Genomic DNA, 13,074 nt, shown 5'->3' on the forward strand with positions numbered 1-13,074 from the left:
AAATGCGTCATTGCGAGGTACGAAGCAATCTCTACGTAGGCAGGTCAGTCACTCAAGGTTTAAATGTTCTGTTCGCTCTGTATAGCATAGAGATTATTAATATTGCCAATTGTTTTTTCAGGGTATTAATGAACTCCCTGCGGTCGGTTGTCTTCGTACCTCGCAATGACGTGGGTTTTAATTTGGTGATGAGGGGGTGAGTCAGCTCTTCTGGTGCAATGCATTTTTCACTACCTTTGTACCGATCCGGGATAAAAACCCGGCAATACCATATGATCAAAGAAGTAGAAATAGTATGCCCTCCCGGGCAACAGGAAGACGAAGCCGTAATAACCCGTTTAGCGGCGGCTTCCTTAAATATTCAACCCCAAAAAGTTTCGGCGGTAAAAGTTTTAAAACGATCTATCGATGCGCGTGGCCGTAAGGTGGTTTACCGCATGCAGGTGCAGGTGTTTTTAGATCAGCCTTATCAGCCCGAAATATTCACCGTCAATTATCCCGATGTGCAGTTTGGGCGACCGGTTATTATAGTAGGTGCCGGTCCGGCGGGGATATTCGCGGCGCTGCAATGTATCCAATCGGGACTAAAGCCCATTATTGTAGAGCGCGGTAAAGATGTAAAACAACGCCGCCGAGATCTGGCTAATATCAATAAACAAGGATTGGTAAACCCGGAGTCGAACTATTGTTTTGGCGAAGGTGGGGCTGGTACCTACTCCGATGGGAAGCTGTATACTCGCTCCACCAAACGGGGCGATGTGAACGAGGTGCTAAAAATGTTTGTGGCACACGGCGCCGAGGATAATATACTGATAGATGCCCGGCCGCATATCGGTACCAACAAACTACCGCAGATCATTACCGCCATGCGCGAAACCATACTGAATGCGGGCGGCGAGATCTTGTTCGATACCAAAGTGACCAGTTTGCTGGTGGAGTTTGGTAAAATAAAAGGTGTAAAACTGGCCAGTGGCGAAAAACTAACAACAGACGCAGTGATATTGGCCACAGGCCACTCGGCACGTGATGTTTTTGAAATGCTGCATCACCAAAATATATTGATCGAGGCCAAGCCTTTCGCATTGGGCGTGAGGATCGAACATCCGCAGGAAATTATTGATCGCGCCCAATACCATTGCGAATACCGCGGTCCTGATCTGCCGCCATCCTATTATAACCTGGTAGAGCAGGTAGATGATCGGGGCGTGTTCTCCTTTTGTATGTGCCCGGGTGGTATCATAGCCCCCTGCGCAACAGAAGCTAATGAAATTGTAGTGAACGGCTGGAGCCCGTCCAAACGAAACAATCCTTTCGCCAACTCGGGTACGGTTGTACAGATCAATATGGAAGATGTGGCTGGCGATGATACTGATCCCTTTAAGATGTTGCGCTTTCAGCAGGAGATTGAGAAAGCCGCTTTTGTGGCGGGTGGTGGTAACCTGGTAGCTCCCGCGCAACGCATGGTTGATTTTGTGGAAGGGCGACTGTCTAATGATCTGCCAGAGAACTCCTATCTGCCCGGAACCAAAAGCACAGAGCTGAAAGAGGTGTTGCCTTTATGGATACATAAACGCTTACAAAAAGCATTGCCGGCCTTTGGCAAAAAAATGAAAGGTTATTATACTAATGAAGCTATATTAGTAGGAGTAGAGTCGCGCACATCATCGCCGGTAAAAGTTCCGCGCGATAAAGAAACGCTGCAGCACCCGCAGGTTCAGGGTTTATTTCCCTGTGGTGAGGGGGCCGGTTATGCAGGTGGCATTATTTCTGCTGCTATTGATGGTATCAATTGCGCTTTGGCAACTTTAAAAATATTGAGATGAGTACCTCAGAAAATCTTTCGCACGAATTGCAAAATGTATTGTCAGGCGATCCATGGTATGGTTCGCCGGTTTATACTATTTTAAAAAGTATCAGCTTTGAGACCGCGTACGAAAAGCCGCCGGGCTCGATACATAATATAGCGGAGATCGTACTGCATATGATCGCCTGGACAGAAGAGGTGATGGACAGGATGAATGGCCTGCCATCGGGCCAGCCCACCAGCGGCGACTGGCCCCCAACCGGGAAACCTGAGGAGCAAAAATGGCAGAATTATGTTGATGATTTGAAATTGGTTAGCGTAAATTTGATTGGCATTATTCAAAACTTCCCTCCGGATCAATGGAATGAGCCTACAAATGACGAAAGGAACCGCGAACAGGGAACCGGTGTTACCTATGAAGAGCTGATTAACGGATTAATACAGCATCATATATATCACTCGGCCCAGATAGCGCTACTAAAAAGGATAATTAATGGCTGATAAAAAAACATTGGTATTAGGCGCAACACCCGATACCAGCAGATATGCTTACCTGGCTGCCAATAGGCTGGTGAGTAAGGGACATACGATAGTAAACGTAGGGATAAAAACCGGCGAGGTGGCCGGGATCCCCATTGAAAAGCCCGAAACTATACACCATGATATTGATACGGTAACTTTATATGTTGGTCCGCAAAACCAACCACCGCTATATAATTATATATTAGATACCAACCCCAAGCGCATCATTTTTAATCCCGGTACCGAAAACTCCGAGTTACGTCGCCTTGCCAACGAAAAAGGTATCCAAACGGAGAATGCCTGTACGCTGGTGTTGTTATCAATAGGGGAGTATTGAGTTGAGGATGTGCAGATGTGCAAATTTCAGATGTGCAGATAAAATCTATATACAAAAGATTTAACCCATTAAGCCAATTAAAAAACATTTGCACATCTGAAATTTGCACATCTGCACATCATTTAAAAGGAGCCAGTATCCTGATCTCTTTTGGGAAATAATTGTTAATGCGATTAGGCAATAGTTTGGCCCAGCCCAACGCATGGCCTTCAAAGGTCATCAGGCTCCAGCCTTTGTCTGTTGGATTAAGATCGATGTTATCCCGGCGCAGGTATTGGATAGCCTGATCGTGATTGAGCTCGGTTTGTAAAACTATGTCCTTATTAATAATAGTACTCAGGGCAAGTTCGTGATCGGGTATCAGATCTTTTCCCATTAGTTTGCCTACCCGTACACCTGATTTTTTAAGATACAGGTGGCGCTGTAAAATATTCAGACTTTCTTTATGGGTACGGTTAATGGCCAGCCAGTCATCATTCACTTTAAAATAATAGAAGCTTTCGGGGTTATTGATGTAGGTCTTTACCTGGTCAATCTCCTTACTGCTTATTTTTTGCTGCATGTTGTTTTTAAAATTGCCCAGTTCGCCAGTATTGTTTTTCTTGCGCAGGCAGGCGGCAAATAAACCTTCGCCCTTTACCTGGCCCGGGTAAAAGCGGTAACCCCATGCTTTTTGCTGAGCCGATTCGGTTTCCACAATACCCCAGTCCTTATATATAGGTATACGGATGCTTTCGAGGTCAAATTCCTGGCAGAGCCAATCCAGTATATCCTCGTTTTCCTGGTGCGAGTAGGAGCAGGTACTATATATAAGGTAGCCATCCTCATTTAAGGCGGGCAATATATCGGCCAGTATGCGTTCCTGCCGTTGATGGCAAAGATTGACGTTGGCTTCAGACCACTCGTTCATCGCCTGCGGATCTTTACGGAACATGCCCGAGCCGGAGCATGGCGCATCAACCAGTATGATATCAAAAAAGCTTTTCAAACGACCGATGTCTTTCGGGTCGTTATTACTAACAATCACATTGCTTTGACCCCAGCGACTCAGGTTATCTGTTAATACAGGTACGCGTGTTTTAATGATTTCGTTAGCCAGCAGCAGATCATCGGCCCCGACAGCCGAATTAAGCAGGGTGCTTTTGCCGCCCGGCGCCGCGCAAAGGTCGAGCACCTTAACGGGTTCCTGCTTGTTTTGCCTGATGTGTTTTACTATATGATCAATAAACATAGATGATGCTTCCTGTACATAATAACATCCGGCATGAAAAAGGGGGTCGAAAGTGAAGGACGGACGGGCATCTAAATAAAAACCATCGGCACACCAGGGCACTTGTGCGCCCGTTTTTAAGCCCGAAGGTTTAAAAGGATTTAACCTTATAGATGTAGGGGCATTAGAATTTTCATGGGCTTTGATAAAATTTTGCTCATCAAATCCGTTTTCTGCGCTTAATGAGGCCAGGAAGTTTTCGGGAAATGGGTGCTTGTTCATATACTTTTCAAATATACAAATAAGGTAAATGCTATTATTATAGGCTGAAGTAAGGGTGTAGTGAATGAATTTGGGGTTAGTTTACAGACAGTTGTAAAATAGTTTTAATTATTTCAAAATTTCTCTTGGAAGGGAAGCGTTTTTCTCTGTACATTTGTGACCGCTTAAGGAAAAAGGGCGTTGTTTTTTGAAGATCTAGCGAATAAAAAAAAGTTTAAAAAAGTGAAAATTTCACTTGATAAATTAAAATAAGATTCGCACCTTTGCAGCCCGCTGAGAGGGAAGAGAAGAAGAGGGAAAAGCGGTACAAAACTTAGAATAAAAAAAAGAAAAAAAAGTTTTGGAAAATAGAAAAAGGTTTCTACCTTTGCACTCCCGAAACGAAGGAAAGAAAAAAGCGGAAACGCTGAGAGAGAAAGAAGGGAAAACAAAGAGAAAGTTAACGCAGGTTAACGAGTAGCAAAAAAGAGAAAGTTGACCAAGGTTAACGAGTAACACAAGAGAAGTCAGAGCGATTCTGACGGACAAAAAATGAAAGTTTGATCACGACGCAAGAAGTGAAAAAATATAAGCGGAACCGGGACGGGGAAGCGCAAAGTTCTTTTAAGAAATAGAAAATCATGTAGCGTAACGATCGGAAACTAAACCCTTCCGGTAAGTTATAAGAAAGCGGGAAGCTGTATAAAGATACACGATTGAGTAGCAATAAAGAACGCAAGTTCATAAAGCTAGCTCATCAAATACAGATTCTATTATTAATAATAGGGTCAGAGACAAACAAAACATTTTACAATGGAGAGTTTGATCCTGGCTCAGGATGAACGCTAGCGGCAGGCCTAATACATGCAAGTCGGACGGGATTGGAGAGCTTGCTTTCCATGAGAGTGGCGCACGGGTGCGTAACACGTATGTAACCTACCTTGTTCAGGGGGATAGCCTCTCGAAAGAGAGATTAAGACCGCATAACGTTATTGAATGGCATCGTTTAATAACCAAATATTTATAGGAACAAGATGGGCATGCGGAACATTAGCTAGTTGGTAAGGTAACGGCTTACCAAGGCTACGATGTTTAGGGGATCTGAGAGGATGACCCCCCACACTGGTACTGAGACACGGACCAGACTCCTACGGGAGGCAGCAGTAAGGAATATTGGTCAATGGGCGCAAGCCTGAACCAGCCATGCCGCGTGCAGGAAGACGGCCCTATGGGTTGTAAACTGCTTTTATACGGGAATAAACCTTGATACGTGTATCAAGCTGAATGTACTGTAAGAATAAGGATCGGCTAACTCCGTGCCAGCAGCCGCGGTAATACGGAGGATCCAAGCGTTATCCGGATTTATTGGGTTTAAAGGGTGCGTAGGTGGTTCTTTAAGTCAGGGGTGAAAGACGGCAGCTTAACTGTCGCAGTGCCTTTGATACTGAAGAACTTGAATCCACTAGAGGTAGGCGGAATGTGACAAGTAGCGGTGAAATGCATAGATATGTCACAGAACACCAATTGCGAAGGCAGCTTACTATGGTGGTATTGACACTGAGGCACGAAAGCGTGGGGATCAAACAGGATTAGATACCCTGGTAGTCCACGCCCTAAACGATGAATACTCGATGTTGGCGATATACGGTCAGCGTCTAAGCGAAAGCGTTAAGTATTCCACCTGGGGAGTACGCCCGCAAGGGTGAAACTCAAAGGAATTGACGGGGGCCCGCACAAGCGGAGGAGCATGTGGTTTAATTCGATGATACGCGAGGAACCTTACCCGGGCTTGAAAGTTAGTGAATAAAGCAGAGACGCTTTAGTCCTTCGGGACACGAAACTAGGTGCTGCATGGCTGTCGTCAGCTCGTGCCGTGAGGTGTTGGGTTAAGTCCCGCAACGAGCGCAACCCCTATGTTTAGTTGCCAGCACGTCAAGGTGGGGACTCTAAACAGACTGCCTATGCAAATAGAGAGGAAGGAGGGGACGACGTCAAGTCATCATGGCCCTTACGTCCGGGGCTACACACGTGCTACAATGGGCAGTACAGAGGGCAGCTACCTGGCAACAGGATGCCAATCTCATAAAGCTGTTCACAGTTCGGATCGGGGTCTGCAACTCGACCCCGTGAAGTTGGATTCGCTAGTAATCGCGTATCAGCAATGACGCGGTGAATACGTTCCCGGGCCTTGTACACACCGCCCGTCAAGCCATGGAAGCTGGAAGTGCCTGAAGTGCGTAACCGTAAGGAGCGTCCTAGGGTAAAGTCGGTAACTGGGGCTAAGTCGTAACAAGGTAGCCGTACCGGAAGGTGTGGCTGGAATACCTCCTTTCTGGAGCAGTTTCCACAGCAAGTAATGTAACAGGTGTTACCTACATGATTATTTCTTAAATTAAAAAACAAAAGAAAACCCAAAAGATGAAGCCATCAGTGGTTGTAACCGAAAGGAAGCAAAGGACACGGTTGGCAGTTCACAGTGGGCAGTAAAGAGCAGTTAGCAGTTGGCAACAAGAGCTAACACTGTAAACTGCAAACTCCAGACTGCAAACTAATAAAAAGTCCTGTAGCTCAGCTTGGTTAGAGCACTACACTGATAATGTAGGGGTCAGCAGTTCAAATCTGCTCGGGACTACAAGTAACATCTAAGGGGGATTAGCTCAGCTGGCTAGAGCACCTGCCTTGCACGCAGGGGGTCAACGGTTCGAATCCGTTATTCTCCACGACATTTGCGCGAAGCAAATGATTATACTTAATGTAGTATAGGAAATCAGCCATAGGGGCTGGAGCATCCCGGTTTTACATCGGGAGCGTCAACGGTTCGAATCCGTTATTCTCCACACACCCTCCGTTTCCTGAAAGGGATAGGATATCATGCAAATGACCATTTAATTGGAATGGGGTAAAGTTCTTTGACATATTGGAAGAAGTAATTGAAACAAGAGAAAACAACAGAATAGGGACGTTGTGGACTGAGGTTTCAGGTACGAAAATAAGGTAAAAAGACTTCGGTCTGGATACTTGATACTAATTACTTGATACTAAATCATAACTAACTAAATAAGACATACTATACGAGCAAAAGCGTATTAGTAGAAGAAAGTAAGAAAGGGTACACGGGGGATGCCTTGGCTCTCAGAGGCGATGAAGGACGTGATAAGCTGCGATAAGCCGCGGGGATTAGCAAATATGAATTAATCCGCGGATTTCCGAATGGGGAAACCTAGCTAGTTGAAGACTAGTTGCATAAATGCGCGAACCTGCTGAACTGAAACATCTAAGTAAGCAGAGGAAGAGAAAATAATAATGATTTCCTGAGTAGTGGCGAGCGAAAGGGAAGAAGCCCAAACCAGTTATGTTACGGCATAACTGGGGTTGTAGGACCACAATATGAATATCAAAATGAACCGGAATGGGGTGGGAAACCCAGCCATAGAGCATGAGAGCTGCGTACGGGTAAGTAATGATAGGATAGTGGTATCCTGAGTACCGCGAGGTCGGAGACGCCTTGTGGGAATCTGCCGGCACCATCCGGTAAGGCTAAATACTCCTGAGAGACCGATAGTGAACCAGTACCGTGAGGGAAAGGTGAAAAGAACCCCGAACAGGGGAGTGAAATAGAACCTGAAACCGTGTACTTACAAGCGGTCGGAGCAGAGCAATCTGTGACGGCGTGCCTTTTGCATAATGAGCCTACGAGTTACTCTTCCCTGGCAAGGTTAAGTGTTTAAGACACGGATCCGAAGCGAAAGCGAGTCTGAATAGGGCGTATAGTCAGGGGAGGTAGACGCGAAACCTTGTGATCTACCCATGGACAGGTTGAAGGTGCCGTAACAGGTACTGGAGGACCGAACCGATAAACGTTGAAAAGTTTCCGGATGATTTGTGGGTAGGGGTGAAAGGCTAATCAAACTGGGAAATAGCTCGTACTCCCCGAAATGTTTTTAGGAACAGCCTGGCGGTTGAGTTAATAAGAGGTAGAGCTACTAATTGGGTGCGGGGGAGTCAAATCCTACCAAATCCAGATAAACTCCGAATGCTTATTAATATACGCTGGAGTGAGGCTCTGGGTGCTAAGGTCCAGGGCCGAGAGGGAAAGAACCCAGACCATCAGCTAAGGTCCCCAAATTACTGCTAAGTTGAACTAACGAGGTCCGATTGCACAGACAGCTAGGATGTTGGCTTGGAAGCAGCCATTCATTTAAAGAGTGCGTAACAGCTCACTAGTCGAGCGATCGGGCATGGATAATAAACGGGCATCAAGCAGTATACCGAAGCTATGGATTTGCAGCAATGCATCTGGTAGGGGAGCATTCTATATGCCGGCGAAGCAGGAGGGACAACCGACTGTGGAGGTTATAGAAAAGCAAATGTAGGCATAAGTAACGATAAGGCGGGAGAGAAACCCGCCCACCGAAAGACTAAGGTTTCCTGATCAACGCTAATCGGATCAGGGTTAGTCGGGGCCTAAGGTGAAGCCGAAGGGCGTAGCCGATGGACAACTGGTTAATATTCCAGTACTTTTTATAACTGCGATGCGGTGACGGAGTAGTGACACTGACGCGAACTGACGGAATAGTTCGTTAAAGGCCGTAGGTATATGGACTGTAGTTAAGTACGCAGACCATGCTGAAAGCTGATAGTACTTGAAACCTTCGGGGGACGAGATAGTTCAGGTAATCAGACTTCCAAGAAAACCCGCTAAGCTTCAGGTTATAAAAACCCGTACCGTAAACCGACACAGGTAGTCGAGGAGAGAATCCTAAGGTGCTCGAGTGAATCATGGCTAAGGAACTCGGCAAAATGGCCCTGTAACTTCGGGAGAAGGGGCGCTTTCAGCAATGGAAGCCGCAGTGAAAAGGCCCAGGCGACTGTTTAACAAAAACACATGGCTATGCAAAATCGAAAGATGACGTATATGGCCTGACACCTGCCCGGTGCCGGAAGGTTAAGAGGGGATGTTAGTCGCAAGGCGAAGCATTGAATCGAAGCCCCGGTAAACGGCGGCCGTAACTATAACGGTCCTAAGGTAGCGAAATTCCTTGTCGGGTAAGTTCCGACCTGCACGAATGGTGTAACGATCTGGGCGCTGTCTCAGCCATGAGCTCGGTGAAATTGTGGTATCGGTGAAGACGCCGGTTACCCGCAACGGGACGGAAAGACCCCATGCACCTTCACTACAACTTAACATTGATATCGGATACAGGATGTGTAGGATAGGTGGGAGACTGTGATCCAGCTTCGCTAGGAGTTGGTTAGTCAACGTTGAAATACCACCCTTTCTGTATTTGGTGTCTAACCCTGTAAGACGGGGGACATTGTTTGGCGGGTAGTTTGACTGGGGTGGTCGCCTCCAAAAAGGTAACGGAGGCTTTCAAAGGTAAGCTCAGTACGCTTGGTAACCGTACGTGGAGTGCAATAGCATAAGCTTGCTTGACAGTGAGACAGACAAGTCGAGCTGGGTCGAAAGACGGATATAGTGATCCGGTGGTTCTGCATGGAAGGGCCATCGCTCAAAGGATAAAAGGTACGCTGGGGATAACAGGCTGATCTCCCCCAAGAGCTCATATCGACGGGGAGGTTTGGCACCTCGATGTCGGCTCGTCACATCCTGGGGCTGGAGAAGGTCCCAAGGGTTGAGCTGTTCGCTCATTAAAGTGGCACGCGAGCTGGGTTCAGAACGTCGCGAGACAGTTCGGTCCCTATCTGTTGTGGGCGTAGGAAGTTTGAGTGGGGCTGACCTTAGTACGAGAGGACCGGGTTGGACTAACCTCTGGTGAATCTGTTATGGCGCCAGCTGTATTGCAGAGTAGCTACGTTGGGAATAGATAAGCGCTGAAAGCATCTAAGTGCGAAACTAGCCACAAGATGAGACTTCCATTGAGGGTCGTAGGAGACTACTACGTTGATAGGTTACAGGTCTAAAGGTGGTGACATCATAGCCGAGTAATACTAATTGCCCGAAGCTTTCTTCAGATAGAAAAAGTGCGGGTATGGTAGCAATACCATACCCCACCAAAACAAAAACAACAATGTCTGTTGTTTTCTCTTCATCAATCACTTCTTTCAATAATATGTCATTGTTGAGCTAAAAGCGGAAGGCGTAAAGCCGAAAGCGGATAGTGAAACAAAATAATGAATTGGCAAAAAGCTTTAAGCTTTGAGCCTTGAGCGTTCCGCTCAAAAGAAATTCAGGTGCCTATATCGGCGGTGTCTACCTCTTCCCATTCCGAACAGAGAAGTCAAGCCCGCCAGAGCCGATGGTACTGCGGTAAAACGTGGGAGAGTAGGTCGGTGCCCAATCTTAAATCAAGCCCTTGCTGGTAACAGTCAAGGGCTTTTTTGTGCGTATATTTTTTCGATGCTAAGTTTGTAAACTCTCTTTGGCAAAACGGCTTTATTAATGATAATCGTTTTGAGATAAGGTAATAGAATTTATTATTTTCGTTGCGGTTAGATAAACTTATATGATGCAAAATCAGATCTACATTATAGATGAAAATCAACTTGATAATTTAAAGCGTAGACTTTTATTCCGGGGGATAAGGATAATTCTATTACTTACATTATGCGCGGGGGTATTACAATTTCTTCAGGCTAAGAAGGGGGAAACCTTGATTATCATTGGAGTAATGGTTTTTTGCACATTAATTTTAAGCATATCAGTTTTCAGGGCTACTAATAAATTGTTAAAATCTTACAGAACACTTCAAATTATATTGAATGATAGCGGTGTTGAGGCTAAAGCTGAAATGATGCCTTATAAAAGCATTCGCTGGGAAAACCTGATGGTTAAAGTTAAATCTAACGGTACAATTAATTTGTATGACAAAAGTATTTCGTCATTTATGAGAAGTATGTATGGAAAAGGAGCGATTATTATTCAACCGGAAATTTTAAATAGAGAAATTCTGGTAAATGAGTTAGTAAAATACCAACAACCGCACTATAATTGATTTGATTTTAACGCTTCATAAATCTCAGCACTCAATAACCCACTTCCCCCGCCATAATGCTGCACTATTTTGATATCAGGTTTATTAGCCTTAAAGTAATCGCAAAGGTCTTGCTCAGATTGTTCTTCGATACCACCGCCAAGTAATACCAGGGCAAATTCCTGCGCTTTAAAAGTACTGATAGCCTCTTCATCAGTTATACAACCAGTAGCATTCCATGCGGGATTGTTATTTACCAGGCGTATCACGGTTTGCAAGATCTCCGGGTGCCTTCCTATCACTAATATCTGTGTTTGGTTCATTGTTTTAATTCTTAATAACGGTGGAATGATTCGTTATCACCTTGCCCGGCGCCCCTCCTTCTGCAAAGCAAAAAGAGGGGGCGAACAAAGCTCTATCAATCATCATTAAAAAATTCAAAATTTCATAGGAACGTCTATCAGCAAAAACTCTGCATCTGTAAGTGCGGTTATCTTAAACTGATCGGTATCCCAAATACCTAATGCGTCGCGGGTATTCAATAACTGTTCGTTTATTTCAACTTCGCCACTCAATACAAAAGCATAAACGCCATTACCTTGTTTTTTGATGGTATATTCGGTATCGATACCTTTATCAAACTTACCCAAATGAAACCAGGCATCCTGGTGTATCCATACACCTGCATCATCGGGGTTGGGTGATAATACTTGTTGTAGCTTGTTGTGCCTGTCGGCCAGATTTAAGGTAAGCTGATCATACCGGGGCTCTACATTTCTTTTATTGGGATATATCCATATCTGTAAAAACTTTGCCTGGCTTTCCCTGTCGTTATTGTATTCGCTGTGGTAAATGCCGGTACCGGCACTCATGGCCTGTATATCACCATTTTTGATCACCGCCACATTGTTCATGCTATCTTTGTGTTCCAGACCGCCTTCTAATGGTATGGAAATGATTTCCATATTATCATGCGGATGCTTGCCAAAGCCCATGCCGGCATCTACAGTATCATCATTCAATACGCGTAATGCGCCGAATTGCATCCGGTCGGGATTATAATAACCGGCGAAACTAAATGATTGATAGCTGCTTAACCAGCCATGGTTAGCGTGACCGCGGGTTTCTGCTTTATGTAAAATGGTTTGTGCCATGATGTTTACCTTTTTGTTTATATAACAAATTTAAGGCAATGGCAATGATGCACACTTGATGTAGATTAAGAAAAGTCAGGCACGAATTTCACTAATTATATCGAATTACACAAATGTTAACGGGCGCAAATTTTACGGATTTATAGGCGTAATTTATGATTTAGACTAATTCGTTCTTATTGATGGCGTTAGTGCCTCTTTATCATCTCGCTCCGCATCCGGCTAAAAAATTCAGGAGTAACACCAATGTATGATGCTATTTGTTTTTGCGGTAGGTGATCTATCAACGTTGGATAGCGTTTGCAAAAATTGTTGTAACGTTCTTCGGCAGTCAGGCTCAAACCATCAATTAACCTTTGCTGACTGGCAACTAATGAGTTCTCGGTCAGTATCCTGAAAAAATGCTCGAATTTGGGTATTTGCTGATAGAGTTTCTCCTGATTGGCTTTGGACAGCAGCAATACCTCTGTGTCTTCTAATGCTTCGATATTCAAGATGCCGGGCTTTTGAGAAAGCAGGCTGTACATATCAGCAATCCACCAATCTGGCGGGGCAAAACTCAGTACGTGTTCAATGCCTCCTTTATCAACGGTATAGCCCCGTAAACAGCCAGAAGTTACAAAGGCCGAATGTTTGCATATATCACCATCAGTAAGCAAAAACTGTTTCCGTTTTATCTTTTTGGTTTGTAAATAGGCAGTAAAGGTTCCCTGTTCATCGGGTGTTAGATGAATGTGCTTGGCAAGATTATCCAGTATAAGCTGAAATGACATACGCAAAAATGGATTTAATTTTTATAAAATGTAAATTAGCTTTCATCAATCAATGATTTAGCCCTGTCCCTCATGCCAAAA

General features: G+C 44.9%; 8 protein-coding genes, 2 tRNA genes and 3 rRNA genes. 9 read left to right on the forward strand and 4 right to left on the reverse strand.

All coding sequences use genetic code 11. From position 1 onward, the window contains the following. Nucleotides 1-272: 272 nt before the first annotated feature. The 3 genes from AC57BQ_RS25915 to AC57BQ_RS25925 are packed head-to-tail and all read left to right on the forward strand — an operon-like array spanning nt 273 to nt 2,663. Nucleotides 273-1,823, forward strand: a complete 1,551-nt coding sequence (locus tag AC57BQ_RS25915) for an NAD(P)/FAD-dependent oxidoreductase (protein WP_496409010.1) — start codon at nt 273-275, stop codon at nt 1,821-1,823. Further along, nucleotides 1,820-2,305, forward strand: coding sequence for a DinB family protein (locus tag AC57BQ_RS25920; protein ID WP_496409011.1), 486 nt, complete (start codon nt 1,820-1,822; stop codon nt 2,303-2,305). The genes AC57BQ_RS25915 and AC57BQ_RS25920 overlap by 4 nt, the downstream gene beginning before the upstream one ends. After that, nucleotides 2,298-2,663, forward strand: coding sequence for a CoA-binding protein (locus AC57BQ_RS25925; RefSeq protein WP_496409012.1), 366 nt, complete (start codon nt 2,298-2,300; stop codon nt 2,661-2,663). Before AC57BQ_RS25920 ends, AC57BQ_RS25925 begins: the two co-directional genes overlap by 8 nt. A gap of 118 nt (nt 2,664-2,781) precedes the next feature. Here the strand turns inward: AC57BQ_RS25925 and AC57BQ_RS25930 are convergent, their stop codons facing one another. Then, nucleotides 2,782-4,155: a methyltransferase RsmF C-terminal domain-like protein gene (locus AC57BQ_RS25930; RefSeq protein WP_496409013.1), complete on the reverse strand. Its 1,374-nt coding sequence runs from the start codon at nt 4,153-4,155 to the stop codon at nt 2,782-2,784. 789 nt (nt 4,156-4,944) lie between these two features. On the opposite strand from AC57BQ_RS25930, the gene AC57BQ_RS25935 reads away from it, so the two are divergent. The 6 genes from AC57BQ_RS25935 to AC57BQ_RS25960 all read left to right on the forward strand — a co-directional run bounded on the left by AC57BQ_RS25935 (nt 4,945) and on the right by AC57BQ_RS25960 (nt 11,087). Further along, nucleotides 4,945-6,466: ribosomal RNA gene (locus tag AC57BQ_RS25935) — 16S ribosomal RNA — on the forward strand. 225 nt (nt 6,467-6,691) lie between these two features. Further along, nucleotides 6,692-6,766: transfer RNA gene (locus AC57BQ_RS25940), tRNA-Ile, on the forward strand. A 14-nt stretch (nt 6,767-6,780) separates the two neighbouring features. Beyond that, nucleotides 6,781-6,854: transfer RNA gene (locus AC57BQ_RS25945), tRNA-Ala, on the forward strand. Between the two features lie 372 nt (nt 6,855-7,226). Continuing rightward, nucleotides 7,227-10,107: ribosomal RNA gene (locus tag AC57BQ_RS25950) — 23S ribosomal RNA — on the forward strand. A 215-nt stretch (nt 10,108-10,322) separates the two neighbouring features. Further along, a 5S ribosomal RNA gene (gene rrf / locus AC57BQ_RS25955) occupies nt 10,323-10,434 on the forward strand. Together the 16S, 23S and 5S rRNA genes with 2 tRNA genes alongside form the textbook arrangement of a ribosomal RNA operon. 164 nt (nt 10,435-10,598) lie before the next feature. After that, entirely contained in the window at nt 10,599-11,087 is a 489-nt protein-coding gene (locus AC57BQ_RS25960; RefSeq protein WP_496409014.1) for a hypothetical protein, read from the forward strand. Here the strand turns inward: AC57BQ_RS25960 and AC57BQ_RS25965 are convergent. From AC57BQ_RS25965 to AC57BQ_RS25975, 3 genes are all read right to left on the reverse strand, one after another. After that, nucleotides 11,078-11,389, reverse strand: coding sequence for a response regulator (locus AC57BQ_RS25965; protein ID WP_496409015.1), 312 nt, complete (start codon nt 11,387-11,389; stop codon nt 11,078-11,080). The genes AC57BQ_RS25960 and AC57BQ_RS25965 overlap by 10 nt on opposite strands. 114 nt (nt 11,390-11,503) lie before the next feature. Beyond that, on the reverse strand, nt 11,504-12,220 hold the full coding sequence (locus AC57BQ_RS25970) for a pirin family protein (protein WP_496409016.1): 717 nt from the start codon (nt 12,218-12,220) through the stop codon (nt 11,504-11,506). Between the two features lie 188 nt (nt 12,221-12,408). Then, on the reverse strand, nt 12,409-12,993 hold the full coding sequence (locus tag AC57BQ_RS25975; protein WP_496409017.1) for a Crp/Fnr family transcriptional regulator: 585 nt from the start codon (nt 12,991-12,993) through the stop codon (nt 12,409-12,411). Between the last annotated feature and the right edge of the window lie 81 nt (nt 12,994-13,074).

This window comes from Mucilaginibacter sp. BGA-UO-ETr-C110 (genome assembly GCF_059567985.1).

Coding starts and splice junctions, on each gene's coding strand:
- AC57BQ_RS25915 (WP_496409010.1), top strand. CDS start 273: ATGATCAAAGAAGTAGAAATAGTATGCCCTCCCGGGCAACAGGAAGAC.
- AC57BQ_RS25920 (WP_496409011.1), top strand. CDS start 1,820: ATGAGTACCTCAGAAAATCTTTCGCACGAATTGCAAAATGTATTGTCA.
- AC57BQ_RS25925 (WP_496409012.1), top strand. CDS start 2,298: ATGGCTGATAAAAAAACATTGGTATTAGGCGCAACACCCGATACCAGC.
- AC57BQ_RS25930 (WP_496409013.1), bottom strand. CDS start 4,155: ATGAACAAGCACCCATTTCCCGAAAACTTCCTGGCCTCATTAAGCGCA.
- AC57BQ_RS25960 (WP_496409014.1), top strand. CDS start 10,599: ATGATGCAAAATCAGATCTACATTATAGATGAAAATCAACTTGATAAT.
- AC57BQ_RS25965 (WP_496409015.1), bottom strand. CDS start 11,389: ATGAACCAAACACAGATATTAGTGATAGGAAGGCACCCGGAGATCTTG.
- AC57BQ_RS25970 (WP_496409016.1), bottom strand. CDS start 12,220: ATGGCACAAACCATTTTACATAAAGCAGAAACCCGCGGTCACGCTAAC.
- AC57BQ_RS25975 (WP_496409017.1), bottom strand. CDS start 12,993: ATGTCATTTCAGCTTATACTGGATAATCTTGCCAAGCACATTCATCTA.